Origin of the sequence: Nitrosococcus wardiae, assembly GCF_004421105.1 — a bacterium.
Taxonomy (GTDB): domain Bacteria; phylum Pseudomonadota; class Gammaproteobacteria; order Nitrosococcales; family Nitrosococcaceae; genus Nitrosococcus; species Nitrosococcus wardiae.
Map to the genome: position 1 here is coordinate 124,399 of NZ_CP038033.1, position 26,056 is coordinate 150,454.

Annotated in this window: 25 protein-coding genes; 8 read left to right on the top strand and 17 right to left on the bottom strand. The window is 48.6% G+C overall.

The window, feature by feature from the left end:
• The first annotated feature begins 35 nt into the window (after positions 1-35).
• Positions 36-1,193 carry a radical SAM family heme chaperone HemW gene (gene hemW / locus E3U44_RS00615; RefSeq protein WP_134356182.1) on the top strand — a complete coding sequence of 386 codons (1,158 nt, stop codon included), beginning with the start codon at positions 36-38 and terminating at the stop codon, positions 1,191-1,193.
• Here hemW and E3U44_RS00620 read toward each other — a convergent pair.
• From E3U44_RS00620 to E3U44_RS19780, 4 genes are all read right to left on the bottom strand, one after another.
• The gene (locus E3U44_RS00620) at positions 1,185-1,712 is read right to left on the bottom strand and encodes a response regulator transcription factor (protein ID WP_134356183.1); all 528 of its coding nucleotides are present in this window, start codon (positions 1,710-1,712) and stop codon (positions 1,185-1,187) included. The genes hemW and E3U44_RS00620 overlap by 9 nt on opposite strands.
• Positions 1,705-2,997 (bottom strand): PAS domain-containing sensor histidine kinase, encoded by a 1,293-nt coding sequence (locus E3U44_RS00625; RefSeq protein WP_166804976.1) that lies wholly within the window; start codon positions 2,995-2,997, stop codon positions 1,705-1,707. The genes E3U44_RS00620 and E3U44_RS00625 overlap by 8 nt, the downstream gene beginning before the upstream one ends.
• Before the next feature lie 474 nt (positions 2,998-3,471).
• Positions 3,472-3,885, bottom strand: coding sequence for a UDP-2,3-diacylglucosamine diphosphatase (locus E3U44_RS19775; RefSeq protein WP_240761677.1), 414 nt, complete (start codon positions 3,883-3,885; stop codon positions 3,472-3,474).
• On the bottom strand, positions 3,876-4,295 hold the full coding sequence (locus E3U44_RS19780) for a UDP-2,3-diacylglucosamine diphosphatase (RefSeq protein ID WP_240761678.1): 420 nt from the start codon (positions 4,293-4,295) through the stop codon (positions 3,876-3,878). The genes E3U44_RS19775 and E3U44_RS19780 overlap by 10 nt, the downstream gene beginning before the upstream one ends.
• A 113-nt stretch (positions 4,296-4,408) precedes the next feature.
• Here E3U44_RS19780 and E3U44_RS00635 point away from each other — a divergent pair, with 113 nt between their 5' ends.
• Genes E3U44_RS00635 through E3U44_RS00660 form a run of 6 tightly spaced genes read left to right on the top strand, consistent with a single transcriptional unit; the run spans position 4,409 to position 11,974 of the window.
• A complete protein-coding gene (locus tag E3U44_RS00635; protein ID WP_134356185.1) occupies positions 4,409-5,884 on the top strand; it encodes an SLC13 family permease in 1,476 nt (491 codons plus the stop codon).
• A 16-nt stretch (positions 5,885-5,900) separates the two neighbouring features.
• The gene (locus E3U44_RS00640) at positions 5,901-6,944 is read left to right on the top strand and encodes an agmatine deiminase family protein (RefSeq protein ID WP_134356186.1); all 1,044 of its coding nucleotides are present in this window, start codon (positions 5,901-5,903) and stop codon (positions 6,942-6,944) included.
• A gap of 44 nt (positions 6,945-6,988) precedes the next feature.
• Entirely contained in the window at positions 6,989-7,870 is an 882-nt protein-coding gene (locus E3U44_RS00645; RefSeq protein ID WP_134356187.1) for a carbon-nitrogen hydrolase, read from the top strand.
• 32 nt (positions 7,871-7,902) lie between these two features.
• On the top strand, positions 7,903-9,807 hold the full coding sequence (locus E3U44_RS00650) for a sensor histidine kinase (RefSeq protein ID WP_134356188.1): 1,905 nt from the start codon (positions 7,903-7,905) through the stop codon (positions 9,805-9,807).
• 2 nt (positions 9,808-9,809) lie between these two features.
• A complete protein-coding gene (locus E3U44_RS00655) occupies positions 9,810-10,274 on the top strand; it encodes a response regulator (protein ID WP_134356189.1) in 465 nt (154 codons plus the stop codon).
• Entirely contained in the window at positions 10,271-11,974 is a 1,704-nt protein-coding gene (locus E3U44_RS00660) for an ATP-binding protein (RefSeq protein ID WP_134356190.1), read from the top strand. Before E3U44_RS00655 ends, E3U44_RS00660 begins: the two co-directional genes overlap by 4 nt.
• Here E3U44_RS00660 and thrC read toward each other — a convergent pair.
• The 3 genes from thrC to alaC form a co-directional block, all read right to left on the bottom strand.
• Positions 11,964-13,076, bottom strand: coding sequence for a threonine synthase (gene thrC, locus E3U44_RS00665; RefSeq protein ID WP_134356191.1), 1,113 nt, complete (start codon positions 13,074-13,076; stop codon positions 11,964-11,966). The genes E3U44_RS00660 and thrC overlap by 11 nt on opposite strands.
• 90 nt (positions 13,077-13,166) lie before the next feature.
• On the bottom strand, positions 13,167-14,477 hold the full coding sequence (locus E3U44_RS00670) for a homoserine dehydrogenase (RefSeq protein ID WP_134356192.1): 1,311 nt from the start codon (positions 14,475-14,477) through the stop codon (positions 13,167-13,169).
• Between the two features lie 34 nt (positions 14,478-14,511).
• The gene (alaC, locus tag E3U44_RS00675; RefSeq protein ID WP_134356193.1) at positions 14,512-15,693 is read right to left on the bottom strand and encodes an alanine transaminase; all 1,182 of its coding nucleotides are present in this window, start codon (positions 15,691-15,693) and stop codon (positions 14,512-14,514) included.
• A 214-nt stretch (positions 15,694-15,907) separates the two neighbouring features.
• Between alaC and E3U44_RS00680 the strand changes: the two genes are divergently transcribed.
• Positions 15,908-16,813 carry an HDOD domain-containing protein gene (locus tag E3U44_RS00680; protein ID WP_240761679.1) on the top strand — a complete coding sequence of 302 codons (906 nt, stop codon included), beginning with the start codon at positions 15,908-15,910 and terminating at the stop codon, positions 16,811-16,813.
• Positions 16,814-16,822: 9 nt separating this feature from the next.
• Here E3U44_RS00680 and era read toward each other — a convergent pair whose 3' ends face one another.
• The 10 genes from era to rpoE form a co-directional block, all read right to left on the bottom strand.
• The gene (gene era, locus E3U44_RS00685) at positions 16,823-17,743 is read right to left on the bottom strand and encodes a GTPase Era (RefSeq protein ID WP_166804977.1); all 921 of its coding nucleotides are present in this window, start codon (positions 17,741-17,743) and stop codon (positions 16,823-16,825) included.
• Positions 17,736-18,431, bottom strand: a complete 696-nt coding sequence (rnc, locus tag E3U44_RS00690) for a ribonuclease III (RefSeq protein WP_134356194.1) — start codon at positions 18,429-18,431, stop codon at positions 17,736-17,738. Before rnc ends, era begins: the two co-directional genes overlap by 8 nt.
• On the bottom strand, positions 18,428-18,802 hold the full coding sequence (locus E3U44_RS00695) for a DUF4845 domain-containing protein (protein WP_134356195.1): 375 nt from the start codon (positions 18,800-18,802) through the stop codon (positions 18,428-18,430). Before E3U44_RS00695 ends, rnc begins: the two co-directional genes overlap by 4 nt.
• Positions 18,803-18,820: 18 nt before the next feature.
• Positions 18,821-19,642, bottom strand: coding sequence for a signal peptidase I (gene lepB, locus E3U44_RS00700; protein ID WP_134356196.1), 822 nt, complete (start codon positions 19,640-19,642; stop codon positions 18,821-18,823).
• Between the two features lie 82 nt (positions 19,643-19,724).
• Positions 19,725-21,521, bottom strand: coding sequence for a translation elongation factor 4 (gene lepA / locus E3U44_RS00705; protein ID WP_134356197.1), 1,797 nt, complete (start codon positions 21,519-21,521; stop codon positions 19,725-19,727).
• A gap of 129 nt (positions 21,522-21,650) precedes the next feature.
• Positions 21,651-23,066: a DegQ family serine endoprotease gene (locus E3U44_RS00710; RefSeq protein WP_134356198.1), complete on the bottom strand. Its 1,416-nt coding sequence runs from the start codon at positions 23,064-23,066 to the stop codon at positions 21,651-21,653.
• A 126-nt stretch (positions 23,067-23,192) separates the two neighbouring features.
• Positions 23,193-23,657, bottom strand: a complete 465-nt coding sequence (locus E3U44_RS00715) for a SoxR reducing system RseC family protein (RefSeq protein WP_134356199.1) — start codon at positions 23,655-23,657, stop codon at positions 23,193-23,195.
• Positions 23,650-24,711, bottom strand: coding sequence for a MucB/RseB C-terminal domain-containing protein (locus E3U44_RS00720; protein ID WP_134356200.1), 1,062 nt, complete (start codon positions 24,709-24,711; stop codon positions 23,650-23,652). The genes E3U44_RS00715 and E3U44_RS00720 overlap by 8 nt, the downstream gene beginning before the upstream one ends.
• Positions 24,695-25,261: a sigma-E factor negative regulatory protein gene (locus E3U44_RS00725; RefSeq protein ID WP_240761680.1), complete on the bottom strand. Its 567-nt coding sequence runs from the start codon at positions 25,259-25,261 to the stop codon at positions 24,695-24,697. The genes E3U44_RS00720 and E3U44_RS00725 overlap by 17 nt, the downstream gene beginning before the upstream one ends.
• Positions 25,262-25,317: 56 nt before the next feature.
• Complete coding sequence (gene rpoE / locus E3U44_RS00730) at positions 25,318-25,908, bottom strand: RNA polymerase sigma factor RpoE (RefSeq protein ID WP_013031787.1); 591 nt, start codon at positions 25,906-25,908, stop codon at positions 25,318-25,320.
• Between the last annotated feature and the right edge of the window lie 148 nt (positions 25,909-26,056).

Here is a 26,056-nt window from a genome sequence, read left to right on the forward strand (position 1 = left end):
TTCCCTTCTTTACTGCCCAGGCAAAATATTCACCCATGTTCCAATTCCATGCTTTACCCCCGCTTGCCCTGTATATCCATCTCCCCTGGTGCGTTCGAAAGTGCCCCTATTGCGATTTCAACTCCCACCCCTTGCCGGAGGAATTCCCGGAAACCGCTTATATCGATGCCCTAATCCGAGATTTGGAACAAGACCTGCCGCGGATCTGGGGCCGACGCATCCACAGCATCTTTATGGGAGGGGGAACCCCGAGTCTTTTTTCTCCAGAAAGCTTAGATCGGCTGCTCTCAGCTTTACGCGCTCGCCTACCTTGGGCACCTCAGGTGGAAATTACCCTGGAGGCTAATCCGGGAACCGTAGAACAAGGTCGCTTCACTGAATTTCGTTGCCTCGGCATCAACCGTCTCTCCCTCGGCATCCAGAGCTTTAACAATGAGGCACTTAAACGTCTGGGGCGAATCCACTCCTCCCAAGAGGCCTACCAAGCCATAGCAACAGCCCATAGGGCGGGGTTTGATAATATTAACTTGGACCTCATGTTTGGTCTCCCCGGGCAAACAGAAACCCAAGCCCTGGCTGATATCACCACAGCCATTAACTTTGCCCCTAGCCATATTTCCCACTATCAGCTCACTATTGAGCCCCATACTTATTTTTATCGCTATCCCCCCCCCCTGCCTTCAGAGGAGGCTATCGATACCTGGCAAGAAGCCTGCCAAGCCCAGTTAACCCAGGGAGGTTATGGCCGCTATGAAGTATCCGCCTTTGCTAAAAAAGGTCGGCAATGTCAACATAACCTCACCTATTGGCGTTTTGGGGATTATCTTGGGATAGGTGCTGGCGCCCATGAAAAAATCTCCGATGCCATGGAAAACCGCATCACTCGAATCTGGAAAATTAAACATCCTTCAGCCTATCTTGCCAAAGCAGGCACACCGGAGGGCATTGGCGGGGAAACAATTCTCTCTCCCCGAGAGGCAGCCTTTGAATTTATGCTAAATGCCTTGCGCTTGACTGAGGGGGTTCCCAGCCGTCTGTTTCAGGAGCGGGTGGGTCTTCCCATTAGTGTGGTGGAAAAAGCCTTACACCAGGCAGAGGTCTTGGAATGGATTGAGTGGGATTTCCAACAGATTCGTCCCACGGAGAAAGGATTATCTTTGCTTAATGAATTACTGCAGCTATTTTTACCGTAAGACGGGTTCTTTGTTCGTGTCTTCTAAAAAATGAGCCAAATGGATTAGATCGGCTAAATTTTTGGCCTCCAGTTTTTCCATCACCCGAGCGCGGTGAATTTCAACAGTTTTAGTGCTAATTCCGAGTTCTACAGCAACCACCTTGTTAGGTTTACCTTTCACAATAAGATTCATTACTTGGCGCTCGCGAGAGGTCAGGTGGGCCACCCGATGGGCAATTTCCTCCTGCTTTTGCTTGGTTTCACGCCTTTTTCGATCCAGTTCAATACTTCTCTCAATACGCTCTAACAGGATTTGGTTGTCAAAGGGTTTCATATGTAAACCGTTCATTTCAGGCATGCGGACATCAAGCACCAAACAACCTGATTGGCTAGGGTCTAATTTCTTCAGAAACTCCCCTGCCGAAGGGTAAGCCTTGACCTTAAACCCCGCCGCTTCGATAACCCAGCGCAAAGAATCCCGCACCGCCTCATCATCGTCAACAACAAACACAACTGCTTGATGAATTTCGCTATTCATTCTGATTATCCTTAACGGGCAAAACAGGCAAAGTAAAACGGAAAGCGGTACCTTGCTCCCTGCAGAGCATAGCCCAGAGCTGTCCGCCATGTTTTTCAATAAGGCTACGACTAATGGCTAAACCCAGTCCTCCCCCTTTCGGTTGGATGGTAAATAGGGACTCAAACACCTGTTCGAGCCGGTCAATGGCAAACCTAGTGCGGGTATTACTTATCCTCACTTCAATCTCCCGGGCTGCATTTAGTCTCGCTGTCAGCTTCAATTCACGGCGAGATGACGGATCATTTGTCATCGCATCTATCACATTACTCAGCAAATTTAGCAATACCTGTTCCACCTCAATGGGATTGACAAAAATAGGCGGTAAGTCCTTGGGCATCACTAACGAAACCAAAATCCCTTCATGGTCTAGTCTAGGCTCCATCCATTCCATCGCCCGCAAAATAATTTTATTGATTTGAATCGTCTGAGGCTGCTGTAGTTCCCGAGGGACCCTTTGCCTCAAGCGCTGGATAATTCCGCTAGCCCGTTCCGCTTGGATAGCAATCTCCTCCACGGCTCTCAGTAAAGAATCCGGATCCCTTATACTGGCGCGCAATCGACGCACACATTCCTGAGCATAGGTAGCAATAGCAGCTAGAGGCTGATTAATTTCATGGGCTAACCCTGCCCCCAGTTCACCCAAGAGGATGAGTTGGGCCCACTGAAAAAGTTTTTCCTGACTTTGCTGTAACTGAATCTGTGACTGAGCCCCAGTGCTGACATCCAGCAAGGCAATACGGCAGCTTGACTCCTGCTTTTTTTTCCTTCTTAGGGGTAAACTTTCTAGATGGGCATAAATGATTTTGCCATCCCAGCGCTTGAGGCGGAGTTCCTGAACTGATTTACCCCCTCCTTGGTAAACTGCCTTAAGAAAAGAAAGAAACACCGGGATATCCCGCTGCACTACCCAAACACTAAACAACTCGCCGACGAGATGTGAACGCTCTACCCCCAACAACATTGCCCCAGTCAGATTGATCTCCTGGATATAGCCCTGGCAATCCAGGGTGAGGTAAGTTATCGGGGCGAAATCATACAACTCGGCACAGCGGTTGCGAGACTCTTCCAGCGCTTGCTGGGACTGCTGAAGTTCCTGTTTTTTTATCTCAAGTTCGGTTTGAGAAGCCTGAAGCTCCTGAACCAGGCACTCCATGTCTTGGGTTGGGGAGGCCGCCGGTTGGGTCTGAAGGTTTTTTTGTTCCTCCGACAAGGGTATTTTAGAACATTCTTCGTGATTTGCCACAGGCGGTGTATCCCATTTCCATTTTTTAAAGTGAGTCCTTTGTTCGCTTTCCCTAATCCACATCACAACTATCGGTCCTTTCTTTGAACCTTTTAGTTTTTCCAGCCTATATAGATAAAAATAGAAGATCTTTTAGATTAAGCTCTAGAAAAAATGCACTAGAACCTATACTATTGTTTTCTTTAAATTATTTAATAAGGAAGGGTATGCTGAGCAGGAATTTTCTAAAATTATATTTGTAATATTAAGTTAACAAAATGAAAATAAAGGAAAAGAGCAATAACAGAAAATTCTTTAAAATCTGGAAGATTAGAAGGATAGCTGAAGTGTATCAATTATTTTACGATAATTGCGGGGGTAGGAAAAAAATAGGAAAAGGAAAATGAAGAATGGATGAGGATTTCCTTTACCCCAGCTATCATCTAGAGGGGCAATAGCCAGGGTAAAAGGTTCTCCTAAAACGAGGCAATCCCGTTAATTTGTACTGACTAAACGTCTTTTACGTTCAATATTTGCAGGGGCATCTTCATTAATCAAAAAGACACTTTCATCAGCCCAATGAAGAATGGCAAGCTGGCCAACTTTATTTTCTACCAGCGCCGTACAACTCTCCACCCAATCTCCGGTATTGCAGTATAAAATCCCTTCAAAATCTTCCACCGCCGCTTTGTGAATATGACCACAGATGATGCCACCAACCCCTTGACGACTAGCCTCATGAACCAAAGCCTGTTCATAATTACTGATAAAGTTAACCGCATTCTTAACTTTGTGTTTAAGATATGCGGACAAAGACCAATAGGGGAAGCCCAGTTTACGCCGGAAAAAATTAAACCATCGATTCAGAACCAGAAGCATATCGTAAGCATGGCCACCAATCAAAGCCACCCACTTACTACCACCCACTTACTATGATAAACGATGCTATCAAACTTATCCCCATGCAGGACTAAAAAGCGCCGGCCATCTTGGGTAACGTGTATTGCTTGCGCCTCGATTCGGATACCGCCAAAATTTTTACCGACATAATCCCGAAAGAACTCATCATGATTGCCAGGTATATAGATCACCTCAGTACTATTGGCAGCCTTCTGCAGGACGTTGCGCACCACTTCATTTTGCAGCTTAGGCCAATACCAGCCATTTTTAAGCTTCCACAAATCAATAATATCTCCCACCAGATAAAGCCGTTCTGATTCAACCTGGGTCAAAAAATCTAGCAAAAATTCTGCATTACAGCCCCGGGAACCCAGGTGAATATCAGAAAGCCAAACGGTACGGTAATGTAACGATGCCATAAGTCGCTATCTCCCACCAAAACTGTTGGTGACTGTAATGGGCAGATATGACTAGGCAGTTACCCTTCGGTGAAATTTTCGTGATCACTCTCTAAAAAATTAATGCAACAATAATGGCCAAATCCATTGCTGAATATCCCTATCATCGCCGCCAATACATTGGGCTTATCCTAGGCCCCTTGGTGATGGTTTCGCTCCTGCTGCTGCCGTCTCCTGCTGGCCTGGATATTGAAGGTTGGCAAACCGCCGCAGTAGCTTTGTTAATGGCTATCTGGTGGATTACAGAAGCCTTACCGATCCCTGTTACGGCACTCCTCCCTCTGGTCCTATTTCCCCTGTTTGGCATTGCCGACATCCGGGAAGCGGCAATCCCTTATGCTAATCCACTTATCTTTCTATTTATGGGAGGTTTCATTATTGCCTTGGGGATGCAGCGCTGCGGCCTGCACCGACGTCTTGCCTACTTCATTCTCAGTCACATGGGAGCTTCACCTGCGGCTACTCTTGGCGGCTTTATGGCCGCTAGTGCCTTTCTCAGTCTTTGGATTAGCAATACTGCCACCGCTATGCTGATGCTGCCTATCGCCATTTCAGTGATTGAAGGGCTTCGGGCAACTAAAGAATCCGCGCCACTATCTTCCCCCTTTGCGGTGGCCCTCCTGTTGGGCACCGCCTATGGGGCCAGCATAGGCGGCTTAGGAACCCTGGTAGGAACGGCTCCCAATGCACTATTAGCGGGCTTTGTTCTAGAAACCTATGGCCTTCAGTTAGGATTTGCGGAATGGATGCTGCTGGCGGCCCCCTTCCTGTTGGTACTCTTAACCCTTGCTTGGCTAATACTTACCCAAGTCGTATTCCCAGGCCTTCATAAAGAACACGGCGATCAGCGGGTCCAGATGCGCCAGGCACTGAAGCAACTCGGCCCTGTGTCTCAGGCTGAACGCAGAGTCAGTATGGTCTTTGCTCTAGTTGCCATCCTTTGGTTGCTGCGTCCCCTAATCGAGACGATGGCACCCTACCTTGCCCTTAATGATCCGGGAATCGCCCTCTTTGGCGCCATTCTCCTGTTTCTCATTCCCATTGATTGGCAACGGGGGCATTTTCTCATGGATTGGCCCACCGCAGAGCAATTGCCCTGGGGCACTTTATTACTCTTCGGGGGAGGACTCAGCCTAGCTGCCAGTATCAGTGACACAGGACTGGCTAACTGGCTCGGCGATAGCTTCACCCTACTATCCGGCTTACCCCCTTGGGTGATATTGCTAGGGATTGTGGCGGTAGTGATATTCCTTACAGAACTCACCAGCAACACAGCCACAACCTCCGTATTCCTACCTATTCTGGGCTCTGTCGCCTTAAGCTTGGGCCAACCGCCCTTGCAACTCTTGATCCCCGTTACTCTGGCAGTCAGCTGCGCTTTTATGATGCCGGTGGCCACTCCCCCCAATGCTATTGTCTTTGGCACTGGCCTTATTAGTACTCCCCAGATGGCGCGGGCAGGCTTTTATCTTAATTTAGCCGGTATGATATCCATCACCGGGATCAGTTATTGGTGGGTCCCCCTTATCTTTAGTCCCCCTCTACCCTAAGATAACTCGTGGAATTATGAAGAATCCCCCCTATACCTTACTTCCAGAATGGGCTCCCCAAAGTGGAGTCATGCTGACTTGGCCCACTGCTGAAAGTGACTGGGGACCTTGGCTTGAGGAAATCGAGGCGGTGTACCTAAAGATTGCCCGCGAGATCGCCAGCCGAGAAAAGCTACTTATTGTTTGCCGCCATTCGGATCACTTGGCCCACGTGAAAAAGCAGTTAGCACAACAAAACATAAATCAGACCGCCTTTTCCCTTCATGTGGCCCCTTTCAATGATACTTGGGTTCGAGACTATGGCCCCCTCAGCTGCTTAGATCCAAAGGGACGGCCTCTACTGCTCGACTTTATCTTCAATGGCTGGGGTGGCAAATATGAAGCTAGGTTGGATAATGAAGTCACCGCACGGCTATATGGGCAAGGTGTTTTTGGGAACACTCCCCTCAAACAGTTAGCGCTAATTCTCGAAGGAGGAAGTATTGAAGTGGATGGTGCAGGCAACCTACTCACCACTGCAAACTGCTTGTTATCTAAAACCCGTAATGGTAACCTTACCCAGAAAGCCATGGAAGCACAGCTTAAGCAGTGGTTAGGCGTTGAGCGGGTATTATGGCTGCGCCACGGCCAACTCGCTGGGGATGATACCGACGGCCATATCGATACCTTGGCCCGTTTCTGCAACTCCCAGACCATATGCTATGTGGCTTGTGATGATCCGAAAGACCAACATTACCCTGAACTTCAAGCCATGGAAGGAGACCTACGAACCCTGCAAACGGCTAAAAGCGTCCCTTACTGTTTGGTGCCATTGCCTTGGCCGAGCCCTAAATTTAATGCCGAAGGTCAGCGGCTACCGGCAAGCTATGCCAATTTTCTTATTCTCAATGGAGCAGTATTGGTCCCTACCTACCACGATCCAGCCGATACTCAGGCCCTATCGATTCTCCAAAGCTGTTTCCCGGATCGGCAAGTGGTCGGCATTGACTGCCTTCCTCTTATTCAACAATATGGCAGTCTCCATTGCATGGCCATGCAGCTACCAGCGGGTATCCTCTAACTAGGATCTCCTCTTGAAATCCGGATTTTTCACCACCATCGGATATGCCATTGAAAGTTGCCATCGTTCAGCAAGCCTGTAGCCAACAGCACCAAGAGAGCCTTAAACACAGCATCCAGGGGATTCGGGAAGCGGCAGGACAAGGCGCAAAGCTAATTCTATTGCCAGAACTGCACACCGGACCTTACTTTTGTCAGACTGAGAATAGCCAGTGTTTTGACCTTGCAGAACCTATTCCCGGTCCCTCAACAGAAGTCTTTGGAACCTTGGCCGCAGAGCTGGGGGTTGTCCTGGTCATTTCCCTGTTCGAGCGCCGAGCGCCCGGGATCTACCATAATACGGCGGTGGTCTTGGAGACAGACGGCCACATTGCTGGACGTTATCGCAAGATGCATATCCCTGATGATCCCAATTTTTATGAAAAATTTTATTTCACTCCAGGCGATCTGGGGTTTACGCCTATTGAGACTTCTGTGGGGCACCTTGGAATATTAATCTGCTGGGATCAATGGTATCCCGAAGCGGCCCGTCTGATGGCCCTAGCGGGAGCGGAATTGCTACTCTATCCTAGTGCCATCGGTTGGGATCCCCGAGATGATGAAGTGGAAAAATCTCGCCAGCAGGAAGCCTGGATTACTGTGCAACGGGGCCATGCCATTGCCAATGGCTTACCCCTTCTCGCCAGCAACCGGATTAGCATAGAGCCTGACCCTAGCCAACAAACAGCGGGTATCCAGTTTTGGGGCACCAGTTTTATCGCGGGGCCTCAAGGCGAGTTACTCGCCATAGGGCCAATGGATGAAGCCGTAGTATTAGTGGCCGAAATAGACCTCCAACGAACTGAGGCCATTCGCCGAATCTGGCCCTACCTGCGGGATCGCCGGATTGACGCCTATGAAAATTTAACCCAGCGTTATATTGACTAAGGATTTGATTAACTTCATAAAGAAACAGGGCAATGAACTTATCGGCAAGCTTAGGTTTTAAGCGATTATTCTCCGATCTAGCCCTGAAGTGGAAAATCACCTCGGTCACCATTCCCCTGATTATCGCTATCCTCCTGTTAGGATATGCTTTGAGCAGGGATAAAGGCCAGGAAATCGAATTTACCCAGAAGGAAACCTACGGTATCGAGTATACCCGTGCCCTGCGGGATTTAATGCAAGCCTTCATGGAGCACCGGGGTCTGGCCAGTCTTTATCTTAGCAGCAACCCCAAGGTAAAGGATCAACTAGAGCAGAAAAAAAAGGAAATCAGAGAACGTATTCAAGCCGTCGAAGAAGAAGAGGCGAAACACGGTGCGACCCTTGATACGACCGAGGAATGGCGGAATATCCAGGCCCATTGGGAGCAATTGCAACATCAGGTCGTCGATTTGTCCCCCAAAGAGAGCATTGCTCGACACAATAGTCTAATTACCCTGGTCATTGATTTAATTGCCAAGGTCAAACATTCCTCCAATTTAACCCTGGACCCCCACACCGATAGTTATTACTTGGTAGACACGATACAAAATCAGCTACCGAACTTAATAAACACCATCGGTATGTTGCGGGTGGTGGCTGTAAAAACAGTTGGCAATTCACAAGTCAGTGAAAAAGATAAAACTGATTTGATTGGTTTACAGAAAGTAGCGGATCTCTATAAAAGGCAAGTTGGAAAAAACCTCAACATCGTTATCGAAAATACCCCCGCCTTGAGGCCCAGGCTGGAGCAATCCGCCGAGGAGTTCTCTAAAGCCAGCAATCATTTTTTCAATCTAATAAACAAAAGCTTGCTGGCCGGAGCCAACAACAGGAGCGCAAGTGAAGCCTATAACACCGCAACGCAAGCGGTAAACGCCGGGTTTTATTTTTTCGATACCGCCTCCTTATCTCTGAATGAGCTCTTGCAAGAGCGAATAGCAAAAGTGAAGCAAGAACAATATATCACTCTAGGGGGGATAATTTTATTTGTAACATTTGCCATTGGCGTTGGCTTTATGGTCATTGGCGCGATTACCCGGCCTATCCAAAGGGCGCAATTTCTTTCCATGGCCATTGCCAGCGGCAATCTGGAGAATAGCATTGAGAGTAATAGTAATGACGAAGTGGGCCGGATGCTACTCTCCTTAAGCGATATGCAGAAAAAACTGCGGCAACAGATTGAAAAGGAGCGCCATCACCTCGAAGAATTGGAAGAAAAAAACGCAGAACTGGAACGCTTCATCTACACCGTCTCCCATGATCTCCGCAGCCCCTTAATCACCATTAAAGGCTTTTCAGGCATGCTGAAGCGTAGCCTCTCCCAGGGTGACAGGGAGCAGATGCAAGGGGATATTAAGCGCATCCAGGCTGCAGCAGATAACATGCAATTATTGCTTGACGACCTGCTAGAGCTCTCCCGCATCGGTCGTTTGGTTAATCCACCGGAAAAGGTTTCCCTAGAGAATCTCGCGCGGGAGGCCATCGAACTGGTTAAAGGTGCCATTATTGAGCGAAATGTCCAGGTTGAGATCGCCCCTAACTTACCCTTCCTTATTGGCGATCGGAAACGGCTTCTAGAGGTTATGCAGAACCTTATTGAAAATGCTGTTAAGTTCATGGGCGACCAGAAAGAACCCCGGATTGAGATCAATGCTCTGGAGCGAGAAGGAGAACTACTATGCTATGTGCGGGATAATGGCATGGGAATCAGTTCCCGCTATCATGAAAAGATTTTTGATCTATTTGATAGGCTCAATCAAAATGTGGAGGGTACGGGGATCGGCCTTGCTATTGTGAAGCGCATTATTGAAGTCCATGAAGGGCGGGTCTGGGTTGAATCAGAAGGTCCAGGCCAAGGAAGCACATTTTATTTCTCTATCCCAAAGGTCCCAGCTTAAAGATGAAAGGTGAAGTTTTGAATATCTTGCTGATTGAAGATAATGCAGATCATGCAGAACTGGTGATGCGCAGTTTTCAAGAACATCGCATCGCTAATCGCATTTATCATGTCTCCCATGGAGAAGAGGCGCTCCAGTATCTATTCCGGCAGGGCAACTATACCGATACAAAAACAAGTCCCCGCCCCCATGTTATTCTGCTTGACCTGCGTCTGCCCCGTATCGATGGTTTAGAAATACTTGGAACCATCCGCTCCACCCCTGAGATCACCAATATTCCCATTGTGGTACTGACCACCTCTCAGGCAGAACAGGATGTGGCCCGAGCCTATAGCGAGCATGTCAACAGTTATCTGGTCAAGCCTGTGGATTTTGATAGCTTCAACCGAATGATGGAGGACTTAGGTTTTTATTGGTTGGCTTGGAATCATTATCCCTGGTCCGAAACCTCATCCTTAGCCCAATGAAGCCTGCTCCCCTCATTTCCAGGGAGAAAGTTTCCCCACAAAAGCTTATTCATCTTCTTTTAATCGAAGACGAAGAGGCCCATGCGGAACTCGTGCGACGGGCATTGCAGGGGCAAGCCATGCCTGTTGATTTAACGGTGGTGCGTACCCTCCGGGAAGCACGGGAGTACCTTAACTGCACCCTCCCCGATCTTGTCATTACCGACATCCGCCTACCGGATGGCAATGGCATCGAACTGTTGTCACCGGGAATCAGCGATTTCTCCTTTCCTGTCATCGTGATGACCAGTTATGGGGATGAAAAAATGGCAGTTGAGGCCATGAAGGCAGGAGCGTTGGACTATGTCGTGAAATCCGAGGCTACCCTCAATGACATACCCCATGTGGCTGAACGTACCCTCCGACAGTGGCATGAGATTACCGGGCGCAAGCGGGCCGAGAAAGAACTCCGAATCCATGCCAAGCAACTCGTGGTCCTGTCCCATCTCAGCCATCAAGTACTCTCAGGAATAGGAATTGATGCACTGATGAGAGAGGCTACCCACCTCATTACCCAAACCCTCAAAACAATAAAATGCGTCAAAATCCTAGAACTACTTCCGGATCGTCAAACTCTATTGCTACGAGCGGCCACAGGCAAATGGAGTTCCCAGGTGGGTCAAACCACTTCCCTCACCCATTCAAACCCCCTTATCACCCATGTTTTGGTTTCCGGGGAAAGGGTTTTTGTCGAGGATTTACATACCGATGAGCGGTTTCATAGTTCGTGGTTAGCTGAACACTACGGACACAGCGGAGTTGCTCTGCCCCTTTCTAGTCCAGATCGATGCCTAGGCGTTTTATGGGCCAGCTCAGACAAACCTTGGGTCATAACTAATAATGACATTAGCTTTCTAGAATCGGCGGGAAACACCCTGGCGGTCGCCATTGAGCGCAAGGAGACCGAAGCACGGATGCGTAAGTTACAAAATGATTTACTTCAAGCCAGTCAATTCAGCGCCCTGGGTGAGCTGGGGTCCACCCTCGCCCATGAAGTTAATCAACCCATTACGGCCATTATTAACTATATCCGGGCCTGCCAACAGATGATCATAGCCGGTAAGGGCCAAGTCACCCAGACTATTTGTGAATTGATGGATAAAACCGTCACTGAGGCGGAACGGGCAGCCTCCATTATCCATCATCTTCGGGAGTTTGCTCGAACCGGGAAGTTACATCGAACCCTGGAAGCCCTTAATGCGGTTGTTTACGATGCCAGCCGGCTGGCTTTAGGAGAAACCACTGAAAGCGATATCAAGGTGAATTTCGAATTTAGTTCTCAGCTACCTCTTGTCTCCATTGATAAAATCCAAATTCAGCAAGTGGTATTCAATCTCGTTCGCAACGCGGTGGAAGCACTTGCGGAAACAGAGAAAAAGTTTATCACTATTAAGACGATTTCCACTCAAAACCATGCCGTTGAGGTCCAAATTCAGGACACCGGTCCAGGCATTAGCTCTCCGCTCAATGATAAGATTTTCAAGCGGCGCTTCTCAACCAAAAATGAGGGAATGGGTATGGGGCTTTCCATCAGCCATTCCATCATCACAGCCCACCAGGGAGATTTATGGGTCTCCGACACACCCGGCGGCGGCGCCACCTTCCATTTTACATTACCCCTATCCGAGATACAGCCTACACATCAAGAGACTAACAATTAAGGGTAATTTCATCTTTAGGCTCACTTTCTAAATTTTTTAAGATAGCCGCTTGAACCGACTCTAAGTTTGCTTCAACCGTCACCATCGGCGCTTTACTCTGGGCGATAGCCGTATCCGGATCCTTCAGACCATGGCCAGTCAGGGTACACACGATCTTGCTACCCCCCGGTATCTTACCAGCCTCAATATCCCGTATCGATCCAGCTAGAGCCGCTGCGGAAGCAGGCTCGCAAAATACGCCTTCTTTTTCGGCAAGTAATTTTTGAGCGGCCAGGATCTCTTCATCAGAGCAAGCACTAAACCAACCTTGAGATTCCTGCTGTGCTTCCCAAGCCTTGTCCCAGCTTTGGGGATGGCCAATACGGATAGCGGTAGCAATGGTTTCCGGCTGGTCTACCATTTTACCGTCTAGAAAGGGGGCCGCCCCACTGGCCTGATAACCACACATAAAGGGCCGAGTGTTGACGATCCCATGGGCATGGTATTCACTGTACCCCATCCAATGGGCGGTAATGTTGCCAGCGTTACCCACTGGCAAGCAATGGAAATCGGGAGCACATTCCAGTTCTTCAATAATCTCAAAAGCTGCCGTTTTTTGCCCCTGGATCCGATAGGGATTAATGGAGTTGACAATGGTCACGGGCGCTTTACTCGCTACTTCCTTGACCAGTTGCATCCCCCTATCAAAATTACCCCTGATTTGGATCACTATCGCCCCATGCATCATGGCCTGAGCAAGCTTGCCATGGGCAATCTTGCCTTCCGGGATAAGAACAAATGCGGTAATGCCCGCTCGTGCCGCATAGGCAGCCGCCGAGGCCGAAGTATTGCCAGTAGAGGCACAAATAATGGCGCGACTGCCCTCCTCAACAGCTCTCGTGACGGCCATAGTCATTCCCCGATCCTTAAAAGAGCCCGTTGGATTGAGCCCCTCATATTTCACATAAATATCGACCTCCCGGCCCAACTCTCGGGGGATATTATTCAACCTGATAAGGGGGGTATTTCCCTCTCCCAAACTGATTACCCGGGTGTCGTCATGGACCGGCAAGCGGTCGCGATACTTATCAATAAGGCCGGTATAACGAGCTCGAAATGGCATAATCAAAAATCCTGTTTTAATTTTATAGGGGATACTGTAAGGGTAAAAGTTCTCAGAAACTATTTAGAAATGCCCTTTGCGAGACTACCTTTAACACAGAGTCTCTAGGCGGATCCGAGTCACTGATCCTTCAATGAACTTTAGCGCCTCAATACGGCAAATGGCTTCATTCATATTCCTTTCCAGCACTGGCTGGGTCAATATGATGATGGGCACATGGTCTTCGCCGGCTGCCGGTTCCTTTTGAAGGATAGCCTCAATACTGATACTTTGATCTCCGAATACCCGGGTAACTTCGGCTAACACACCAGGTCGATCCACTGCTCGCATCCGCAGATAATAGGCAGTTTTCACCTCTTCCATGGAAAGAATAGGAATCTCTGCCAAGGCATGGGGTTGAAAAGCAAGATGGGGTACCCGATTTTCCGGGTCAGAAGTTAAAGCCCGCACCACATCCACTAAATCAGCAACCACTGCAGAAGCCGTGGGATCGGATCCTGCACCTGGACCATAGTAAAGCGTGGGTCCTACAGCATCCCCTTTCACCAGAATTGCATTCATGACTCCATCTACATTAGCAATCAATCGACGATGGGGAATAAGGGTAGGATGAACTCTAAGTTCAATACCCCCTGCTACCCGCCGAGCAATACCCAAGTGCTTGATCCGATAACCTAATTGCCCGGCATAATCAATATCTTCACGAGTAATCCCCCCAATGCCTTCGGTATAGACCAATTCGAACTGTAACGGAATACCAAAGGCAATGGAGGCTAAAATAGTGAGCTTGTGGGCAGCATCAATGCCCTCCACATCAAAAGTGGGATTGGCCTCAGCATAGCCCCGGTGCTGAGCATCTAATAAAGCTTCAGCAAAATCACACCCTTTATCCCGCATCTCGGTAAGGATAAAATTACTGGTGCCATTGATAATTCCAGCTAACCATTCGATATGGTTAGCGGCAAGGCCCTCACGCAGGGCCTTGATAATGGGAATACCGCCTCCCACAGCCGCTTCAAAAGCAACCATAACACCTGCTTTTTGCGCTGCCGTAAAGATCTCATTGCCATAAAGGGCAATCAATGCTTTATTTGCAGTGACCACATGCTTACCCTCGGCAATCGCCTTCAGCACTAGGGTGCGGGCTACATCAGTTCCCCCCATAAGTTCGACGATAATCTCAGCCTGGGGATCGGTCACCACTTCATGGGGATCAGTCGTCAGCCAGATACCCTCCGTATTACAGCTACGGATCTTATAAGGGTCACGGGTTGCAGCACAGCAAACCTGAATACCACGCCCGGCACGACGGGTAATTTCCTCGGCATTACGCGAGAGAACATTAACTGTACCACCACCGACTGTACCTAAGCCGAGCAAACCTACCTTGACTGGTTCCAACAGGCTTCTCCTTAATTAAAATGAAAAAAATGACTCACAGAGCCTGCCTGAACATATGCCGTATTCCGCGGATCGCCTGGCGGGTACGGTGTTCATTTTCAATCAAGCTAAAGCGAACATAGTCATCGCCGTAAGTGCCGAACCCAACGCCAGGCGACACTGCTACTTTAGCTTCATTTAGTAATTTTTTGGAAAATTCCAAAGACCCCAGGTGGCGAAATGGCTCTGGAATGGGCGCCCAAACAAACATCGTGGCCTTGGGCTGCTCCACATTCCAGCCTGCCGTCGCAAGGCCTTGGCATAGCACATCACGGCGCCTCCGATAAGTGTCGCAAACCACTCTTACACAGTCTTGGGAACTTTCCAAGGCGGTGATGGCTGCCACCTGAATAGGCGTGAACATGCCATAATCCAAATAGGATTTCATGCGAGTCAGCGCAGCGATTAACATGGGGTTGCCACACATAAAACCCACCCGCCAACCCGGCATATTGTAAGTCTTGGACAAAGAGTAAAACTCTACAGCAATATCCTTGGCCCCTGGGACTTGCAAAATCGAGGGCGCGTAGTAGCCATCAAATACGATCTCAGCATAAGCCAGATCATGCACAACCCAGATCTTATGCTCACGAGCAATCGCAATCACCTGTTCAAAAAAGGGTAAATCCACGCACTGAGCGGTGGGGTTGGCAGGAAAATTAAGTACCAGCATCTTAGGCCGAGGCCAAGTATCCTTAATAGCCTTTTCCAACTCAGCAAAGAAATCCCCCCCAGGCACGAGGGGAACATGGCGGATATCCGCCCCCGCAATCACCACCCCATAGGGATGAATAGGATAAGCGGGATTAGGCACCAAGACGGCATCTCCCGGTCCTAGAGTAGCGAGTGCCAAGTGGGCTAGCCCTTCCTTAGAGCCAATGGTCACAATGGCTTCGCTTTCAGGATCCAGTTCTATATTGTAGCGCCTTCGATACCATTGACAGATAGCCCGGCGTAGCCGAGGAATCCCCCGTGAGACAGAATAACGGTGGGTATCCGAACGCTGCGCAGCTTCCACCAGCTTATCCACAATATGCTTAGGCGTGGGTCGATCCGGATTACCCATCCCAAAATCAATAATATCTTCCCCTCGAGCCCGAGCCTTGGCTTTCAACTCATTGACAATGTTAAAAACATAAGGCGGCAGACGCTGGATACGTGGAAATTCCCTAATCAAATGAGTTACCTATTAGCTAAATGGCGTTGTTTCCGCCAATATCATCCTGAATAAAGATAAACCTCTGAAAATACCGCATGGAGAAAAAAGGTGTCAAATGCTTTTGCACTCTATTCCTTATACCCATCAAGACAATAGCGCTGTTTTGGCTCTGGCAATTCAGACAAATCCTTATATGGCCGATATGTAGGACTAGCAAAAGTGCTAGGAAGTATTGGCTCACCAGGTTTTTTATCAGGCACCAATACGCTATCAACACCCGGAGGAAAACGAGGTGATTCAAATAGAGCAATTCTGTACTGAAATTCTTGAAGATTTGGCCAATAATCATTTGGTGCTACCCACCTTGCCTGAGGTCGCCCTAAAGATCCGCGAGGTGGTCGACGATCCGAATACCTCGGCAGCCGAGGTTGCAAAAATTATTGTCACTGATGCGGCCCTCTCGGCTCGTCTGCTTCAAATTGCGAATAGTCCTCTCTATCGGGGCCGTCACCCCATTGATAATGTCCAGATGGCTCTGGCTCGCCTAGGAATCACCTTGGTACGCAACCTCGTGACTAGTCTAGTGATGGAGCAAATATTCCAAGCGACCTCCGAGTCCGTGGATCGGCGCATGCGCAAACTTTGGGAACAAAGCACCCAAGTGGCCGCCATTGCCTATGTCCTTGCCAGCCGGATAGACAAGTTTAAAGCGGACGAAGCATTGCTTGGGGGACTGATTCACCAAATTGGCTCGCTTCCTATTCTCATGCGTGCTGAAGATACTCCGGAATTACTAGAGAACGAGATGGTGCTAGATAAAATCATTACCCAGCTTTCTAGCCCTCTCGGTAAAGCCATCCTAGATAGTTGGCGTTTTCCACCAGAGCTCGTAGCCGTTACCGCCGAGCATAATGACCTCCAGCGGAACCCCAAATCAGAACCGGATTTAGTGGATGTGGTTATCGTAGCGAAATTACAAAGCAATCTCGGGGAGATGGAATCTCATGAAGATTGGCATACCATACCCGCTCTTGCCAAACTAGGCTTTAGCCCAGATATTAGCGTCATTAATTTAGAGGAAAACGAAACGGAAATTCGTGAGGTCAAGGCCATGCTTGGGGGTAAAAGTACCCTCTAAATTAAATAGTTAGGTGTTTTCGTACCCCCAACTACGCAACAGGTGTTCATTATCTGACCACCCTTCGCGAACTTTGACCCACAATTCCAAGTAAACCTTGCATCCAAACATCCGTTCCATATCGAGGCGGGCCTCATAACCAATACGCTTGAGGCCTTCCCCCTTCTTACCAATCACGATAGCTTTTTGCCCTGGGCGCTCAACATAAATCGTCGCTGCAATGCGGTAAAGATTCTTTTCTTCCTCAATAGATTCCACAAATACGGTAAGTGCATAGGGTAATTCTTGTCCCAAATGGCGTGTTAATTTCTCCCGGATAAGTTCTGCCGCTAGGAAGCGCTCGCTACGATCTGTCACCTGATCCTCAGGATATACCATCACTCCTTCCGGCAACAGCTCAGCAACCTTTTTTTCTAGCATCGCCACATTATCCCCTTTCCATGCAGATACGGGGATAATAGCTGCAAACTCCATTTTCTTTGAGAGTTGATCCATAATTGGCAGCAAGGATTTTTTGTCAGCGACTCGGTCAACTTTGTTAAGCACCAGAACAATGGGAACCCCACACCGACGTAATCGCTGCAAAATCCATTCATCTTCCTCGGTAAACCGGTAGGATTCGACTACAAATAAAATGAGATCAACCTCCTCAATAGCAGAATCCGCAGCCCGATTCAAATACCGATTCATGAGGCGGCGCTCTTTGTCCTGAAGGCCAGGGGTATCCACATAAATTGCCTGGGCAGCGGGGGATGTCTTAATCCCTAAAATCCGGTGACGGGTAGTCTGAGGCCGGCGTGCAGTGATACTGATCTTCTGACCTAGAATACAATTGAGTAGGCTTGATTTTCCCACATTGGGGCGGCCGATTATCGCAATATAGCCGCAACGAGTACCTGGAGTATTTTCTTGGGTTGGCATCTCAGGCATTCATATTTTCACCTGCTGCTAGCAGCAGCTCTAGAGCTTGAATGGCGGCATCCTGTTCGGCCTTGCGGCGACTACGACCCGTCCCCACCACAGGGGGAAAGGTGTCGTTGATAATGCACTCGACCTGAAAAACCTGATCATGAGCTTCTCCTCTTACCGCACTGACCCGATAATCGGGTAGGGGAAGCTGCCGGGCTTGCAGATACTCCTGGAGACGGGTCTTAGGATCTTTAAGGAGAACTTCGCTGGCCAGTGCCTCTAACCGGCCCTGATAAAGAAAGGCCACTAACTTCCGGCAAGCTTCTAAACCTCCATCTAGATACACCGCCCCTATAACTGCCTCAAAAGCATCTGCAAGTATAGAGGTACGGCGATAGCCACCACTTTTCAATTCTCCCGGACCGAGGATCAAATGATCCCCGATTTCAAGCTCTCGGGCTAATTCCGCCAGGGTTTCTCCCTTGACTAGGGTTGCCCGAAGGCGACTTAATTTCCCCTCCTGAGCCCTAGGAAAACGCACATAAAGAAATTCCGCAATTAGAAAATTCAGAATAGAATCCCCCAGGAATTCCAGGCGCTCATTGTTTTCCTTGGCGGCACTGCGGTGGGTGATAGCGCAGCGTAATAGGGTTGGCTCTGCGAAACGATAGCCTAACTTCACGCACAGCCGCTTCAAACCGTCGCTCAACGTGAGGGAACCTCAATGGCGCGGTTGAAATGGGTTACCAAGTCAATATTCCCTAGAAAAGGGGTGCGTACCTCATAATCGACGGCAACAGTTAAATTATTACGGGTTTTAGCAATGTCAATATTCTCCTTGGAAACATGATCCACCTCATTGATATCCAACCGCCGAAGCAAGGCGTTACGGATTTCGGCATGACTCATTTCATGCAATTCCGACTGATTAGCTAGGGCTTCTAAAGAAGTTTTTACGCTAAAATATTCCACGTAAAGGGGGAAAAGACGAATTATTCCTAGCCCCAGCAAAGCCAATAAGGCCAACACAAAAAGCCAACCTAGAAAGCTCATACCCTCTTGTTGTTTTCTATCAGGCATCCCCGCTCCCTTAATTGATTATTGAATAGATTCGCCGATGCGATCCCAGATAACTCCCCCCTGATCCCACTGCCAACTCATCCACACCATAAAGGCCTTACCCACTAAATTCTCTTCGGGCACAACTCCCCAAAAACGACTATCGTTACTGCGGTCCCGGTTATCTCCCATCATAAAATAATGGCCTTCAGGAACAATATATTGACCTTCTACCAGACTTGCCCCAGGCTCAACTACAATCTGATGTTCGCCATTTCCCAAGCGTTCTATCCGAAGCTCAGCAGACTGGCTAAGGGGATGTTCATCTTGGAAGTAGGGCCCGATAATCTCCTGGGGCACGGGTTTACCATTAACATAAATAGTCTTATTAAAGTAGCCGATACGATCTCCAGGCAACCCAACTACCCGCTTAATATAATCAACACTGGGGTCTTTCGGATAACGAAAAACAGCGACATCACCTCGCTGCGGTTTACCCATATCAATAATTTTTTTATTAATAACAGGCAAACGAATTCCATAAACAAATTTATTGACCAGGATAAAATCTCCCACCATAAGCGTTGGAATCATCGATCCTGAAGGAATACGGAAAGGCTCTACCAAAAACGAACGCAACACTAAGACAATAATAATAATAGGAAAAAAGGAACGAGCATATTCTACCAACACCGGTTCCTTGTTGAGCTCTTTTAAGTCAGCCTTACTCACCCCCCCCGAAGCTGTTTTTCTAGCTGCGACCTCGCGCCGTGCAGGTGCCCATAGCCAAGCATCCAAAGCCCAAATCATGCCTGTGATCACAGCAGCGATCAACATTACTGTAGGAAAATCTAAATTCATCGGAAATATTTACCCTAATTCACCAAATCACAATCCAGTAAGCTTACCCATAGGGAATATCAGTATTCTCTTTAGATATTTTTCAAGGCTTCTTTCCCACTTTCAATACGGCCAAAAATGCCTCTTGGGGAATTTCCACTGATCCTACCTGCTTCATGCGCTTTTTACCTGCTTTTTGCTTTTCTAGTAGCTTGCGCTTACGGGTAATATCACCACCATAACATTTCGCCGTCACATTTTTACGTAAAGCTTTAACTGTAGTGCGCGCCACCACATGGGTGCCGATGGCCGCCTGAATAGCCACATCAAATAGCTGCCGGGGAATGAGTTCTTTCATCTTTTCCGCCAACTCCCGCCCTCGGTAGTAAGCTTGAGCCCGATGAACAATCAGCGAAAGCGCATCCACCCGCTCACCATTAATCAGCAAATCCAATTTAACTAGATCCGCAGCTTGGAAGCGCAAGAAATGGTAATCCAGGGAAGCATAACCGCGACTCACTGACTTGAGTCGTTCAAAGAAATCAAGCACCACCTCACTAAGTGGCAACTCATAATTAAGCAAAATTTGGTTCCCTAAATACTGCAGCCGCTTTTGTACTCCTCGCTTCTCTTCGCACAGACCAATCACCCCCCCCACATGCTGTTGAGGCACCAAAATATCGGCCTGAATAATGGGCTCACGAATCTCGGCAATATGCCCAGGCTCTAGCAAAGCGGAGGGATTATCAATAGGCAAAACGCTGCCCTGAGAAGTCAATACTTCATAAACCACGGTCGGCGCAGTGGTAATAAGGTTGAGATCGTATTCTCGCTCCAGCCGCTCTTGCACAATCTCCATGTGAAGCATGCCTAAAAAGCCACACCGAAAACCAAACCCTAAAGCCTGAGATGTCTCGGGCTCATAGAACAAAGCTGCATCGTTAAGACGCAGTTTAGCAAGCGCCTCTCGGAGATCCCCGTAATCATCCGAGTTAACGGGAAACAGACCGGAAAAAACCTGGGGCTTGACAGCCTTAAATCCCGGCAACGGTTTCGCAGCGGGTCGTTCGGCATGGGTCAGAGTATCCCCTACCGGTGCCCCATCCACATCCTTGATCCCCGCAATCACATAGCCGACCCCCCCTGCAGAGAGTTGTTCAATATCCTTACGTTTGGGAGCGAACAACCCCACCTTCTCCACTTGATAGTGGTGACCAGAAGAGATGACCTTGATTTTATCTTTAGGTTTGAGCGTACCGTCGATAACCCGCACCAGAGAAATCACGCCCAGATAATTATCAAACCAAGAATCAATAATCAGCGCCCGCAAAGGTTCCGCTGGATTACCCTGGGGCGGGGGAATGCGAGTGACCAGCGCTTCTAGGAGCTCTTCAATCCCTTGCCCTGTTTTGGCACTTACTTGCAAGGCATCGCTGGCATCTAAACCGATAATCTCTTCAATTTCTTGACATACTCGCTCTGGCTCTGCCGAAGGAAGGTCGATCTTATTCAGTACTGGCACGACTTCTAGGCCCTGCTCAATCGCCGTATAGCAATTGGCAACGCTTTGGGCCTCAACTCCTTGAGAAGCATCCACCACCAGCAAAGCTCCCTCGCAGGCAGCTAACGAACGAGATACTTCGTAGGAAAAATCCACATGTCCCGGCGTATCAATAAAGTTGAATTGATAAACTTCTCCATTCCGCCCCCGGTAGCTTAAGGAAACACTCTGGGCCTTGATAGTAATACCTCGCTCACGTTCAAGGTCCATAGAATCCAACACCTGCTGGGCCATTTCACGTTCGCTGAGACCACCGCAAAGCTGTATGAAACGGTCAGCAATGGTGGATTTACCGTGATCAATATGAGCAATAATGGAAAAATTTCTAATATTTTTCATATGTTGGCAGATAGCATCAACCTACCGGCGATAAAACAGAATACCGGCCGGAGACCTCTCCCCGACCGGCATCTTATACCTCGTTAATGATAAAGGTCGCTGTGTTACCTAAACAAAACAGAAATATTCTCAGCCACCCTCTGGAATTTTTATGGCGACAAAAGAAGTGGTTTGTCCCCGTTGCAGAAGGAGTGGCACAGACTTCCCTGCAGGCAATTCTCCGACGAGCTCTTTGAATTGGGTAATATCCTTGACCTCCGTATTATTAATACTAAGGATAATATCGCCCCGCCGAAGCCCAGCCTCAGAGGCGGGTCCTTCTTCTACATTAGTGATTTGCACGCCAGAGGTTAAATCAAGTTGGGCACGCTCCTCCTCGCTCAGCTCAGCCACTTCAATCGCTAGTCGCTTCTCGAAAGTTTGGCCCGGTTCGCCGACGGCTTCCCGCAGTTCTTCTTCTTCCGGTAACTCGCCAATCTTAACCTTAAGCGTCTTCTGGACGCCGGCACGTAAAACCTGCACGTCAACCCTCTGACCGATTTCGGTCCTCCCCACTAATGGTGGCAAATCTGATGATCGAGGGACTGGATTCCCATCAAAACGAGTAATGATATCGCCTGCTTGGATACCGCCCTTTGCTGCCGGGCTGCCCGCCAATACCCTGGCGACCAAAGCACCGCGGGGCCTTTTAAGTCCAAAGGACTCTGCCAATTCACGGGTAACATCTTGGATGACTACTCCGAGCCAACCCCGACTGACCTGTCCTTTCTCTTTGAGTTGTTCTACGACCTCCATAGCCACATCAATGGGTATGGCAAAGGAAACCCCCATGAATCCCCCTGTGCGGCTGTAGATCTGAGAGTTGATACCCACCACTTCTCCCGCCAAGTTAAAGAGAGGTCCGCCTGAATTTCCCGGATTAATCGCCACATCCGTTTGGATAAAGGGCACATAATTCTCACTCGGCAGACTTCTTCCCACGGCGCTAACAATGCCTGCTGTGGCCGAATGCTCAAAACCAAAGGGGGAGCCAATGGCAAGCACCCACTCGCCTACCTTAAGTTGGCTAGAGTCGCCTTGTTTCAGGGTTGGCAAACCTTTCGCTTTCACCTTTAACAGGGCCAGATCACTACGCTCATCTCCTCCCACAACCTCAGCTTCCAATTCACTTCGGTCACTTAAGCGCACGATAATCTCATCCGCATCACGGATGACGTGATAATTCGTAATCACGTACCCATCTGAAGAAAGAATAAACCCTGATCCTAAAGAATGGGTTTCAAAGCTCCGTGGTTCCCCTTCTCCCTCGCCAAAGAAACGGCGGAAAAAATCTTCAAAGGGGCTTCCTTCTGGAAATTGATGTAATCCGTGCGGCAAACGGGGCCCACGTTGGGTAACCTTCTGGATAGTACTAATATTGACTACCGCAGGACTACTATTTTTCACCAATTCGGTAAAATCTGGTAGTCCCGCTGCCTGCGCGCCACTCGCAAATAGCAGCAATACGACAAGGAAAACCCATTGTTTATTCAAAAAACTCTTCATGCTAACTCCCAATATTTTCCGCGCAAAAAAGCGTATGATTTAGCGAAGGGAAAAGATGATAGAGGATTGAAATCTAGTCCCAAATATTATACGGCTGCGGTCTTTGCTTGATATTTTACCACTCAATCAATGTGAATAGGGCTCGCTTTCCCGGTTGCCTTTGCTCACCGTACGCAGGACTTCAGGTTCAAAGCCGCGTTCAATCTGCATATATCGCGCCCCTAACAACCCTGCTGCCAACCCACCAAGCCCTGATAGGACCACTAGACTTTCACCCCCACCCCAATGCTGCGCTAAAGCTTCACCCACCCCGGCGCCCAGAAACATGACTAACAAAGGCACTGTGTAGAACACGAAAGGGCCTAGATAGAGGATTCTTTCAGGGATACCCACAATCACCCTATCCCCTACTTCGGCCCCTACTGGATTGGAGGCCTTGACAACAATGGTCTTTCTAATCAAATGCTTGGCAATAAACCCCGTACCGCATCCTTGACTAACGGTACAAGCATGACAACTAGTGCGACGTTCCGCCTCCACCCAAGCATAAGTTTCGCTTTTTACTACGACACGCGCCGTTTCTTCAACCATCGTCCGGATCAGAGCCTATATAGCGAATGGATTTCCCCATTCGTTCTACCGTGGTATGGGGAACCGCTCCCACCACCGTCAGGTAATGGAGCGCTTGGATAGCGCCATAGACATTAACCGCTCCCAGGTTTGAAAAACCATGCAAGTGGCCCTGTTTGATATGCATAATGCGCTCGATAAATATGGATACCGAGCTAAGTCCATCCGAATAAACCAAATGTTCTACAGGAACTTCACCATTGGGCAGCAAATGCTTGCCGTGGGCTACGAGGGTAAATCCTGCGGGAATCCAGCCGACTTGCCATTGGCTTTCATAATCGCCTGTATTAACACTAAGTGGCTCGCCTTCCCGCCAGGAGAATTCTCTTCCTGTCACTGCCGGTACCAACTCCGTATCAGGAATTTCTTCAGGCAGCAAAAGCGAAGTAAACATCATCTGCTCGAGGGCGCGCTCCCCTTCCCCCACCAGTATCGTCTTCAACAACAGTCCAGTCTCTTTATCCACCCATAGCCGGTAACCGTAACGATACTGGTCTTTGGGAACAATCACGACCTGCTGCGTTTCCCTGCCTGCAATCCGGTCTGGTTCCCCAAGGGAGAACCGATAATGCTCTCGCATAGCTTTCAGCTTAACGGGCAAGCGCCTGGAAAATTCATTGTTATTATTGTTATTATGGAAATTCTTACCCCGAGTCACTACCCTGGGATAGTGATGCTCATTCACTAATACGGCTTTGTCATCAGGGAGTATACAGGTGACTAACCCATTATTGCGGATAATCTCCCGGGGCACGCCGTTAAGAGACACTAAGCGCTCATATTCTCCCTGTTTATCCGCCTTATGGATGACGCGGACTGCCTTAAGCTGGTTATTCCGCAGGTAAACGAATACTCCTTGGTAGTTAAGGGATTCTGCCGCCCGCCCCATTCTATCAAGCAACTGTAATGCGGTATCGAATTCCTTCGCTATCGAAATGGCAGGAAGAGGTGCGGTCAAAATTGTCAGGAGAAGGGCGCAAATAAATCCTTGATGGGGCTTAACGGGAGCTTTCATAGGATACGATACGTCCATAGCGAAGCATACCCGGCATATCGACATATTCAGTGTGATTAACCCAGTAGGTGCTCAGACGTTCTTCAACTTCAGGTTCGAGGGCCACGCGGCGATTATTTTCTTGAGCCGATATTGCTTCTGAAACTGGCACAACCGGTGATGTAGTCGCAATTTGGGATTCAGGGACTAACGGCTCATTGGTCAGTGCTTGTATCCCTAATACGGCGATTGCGCTGAGTGACGCAGCAAGAGCGAGGCCTGCCCCGTACCGCCATTTCAAACGTAATTGCCGAGAAACATCGGCCCCACGGTGCTGTTCTACCAATAAATGAGGTTCATTTTCCAAAGCCCGAGAGACTTGCCCTGCTAAATCATATAACGACGCTTTAGGCAGGTGACCTTGCAAGGAGTCCCGGATCAAGTGATAATTTTCCCAACGTCTGCGCACCTCTTCTTTAGCCTTGAAAGCCTGGAGTACAGATTTTATTTCTTCAGGTGAAAGCTCCCCATCCATCAAGGCCGATAGTTGTTCATCAATTTCATCATTCATCACAGTTCCAACCATCCATAATCCGTTGATATTAAGACCTAAACAACGTCGAGTCGTTAATAGGTGGTGAGATTAGTTAAAAGAGGTTTGATCTTTTCGTCGATGGCCTCTCGGGCTCGAAAAATACGCGAGCGCACCGTGCCGATAGGACAATCCATGGCTTCAGCAATTTCCGCATAGCTCATGCCTTCGAATTCGCGCAAGGTAATTGCCATCCGTAACTCATCTGGTAATTCCTCGATGGTGTCATTGACCGTCTTTTCGATTTCGTCACGTAGCAACAGATGTTCGGGTGTGGCATACTCTTTTAGTACCGTTTCTGCGGCATACTGTTCCGCATCTTTTGCATCTATGTCGTTCTCGGGTGGCCGACGATTTTGAGCCACCAAGTAATTTTTGGACGTATTAATAGCAATGCGATACAACCAAGTATAAAACGCACTTTCCCCCCGGAATCGGGGTAAAGCGCGGTAAGCCTTGATAAAGGCTTCTTGTGCCACATCTAGAGCCTCTCCAGGATCGTGGATGTAGCGGGAAACAAGCCTTAGAATTTTCCGCTGGTACTTAAGAACCAGCATATCAAATGCTTTTTTGTCCCCGCGCTGAACGCGTTGCACCAATTCACGATCAACTTGCTTGTCACTCATTCCGGTTTGCCTATCCCACCGGAAAGCGACTCGGCCTGTCAACATCATAGACAGTTACATTATTGAGTAGTTCGTATCCCATAAATTCGCCGATTAAATATTAACTAGTTTATTATTCTGACCTGTTTTCTATCTACGTACCAGAGAA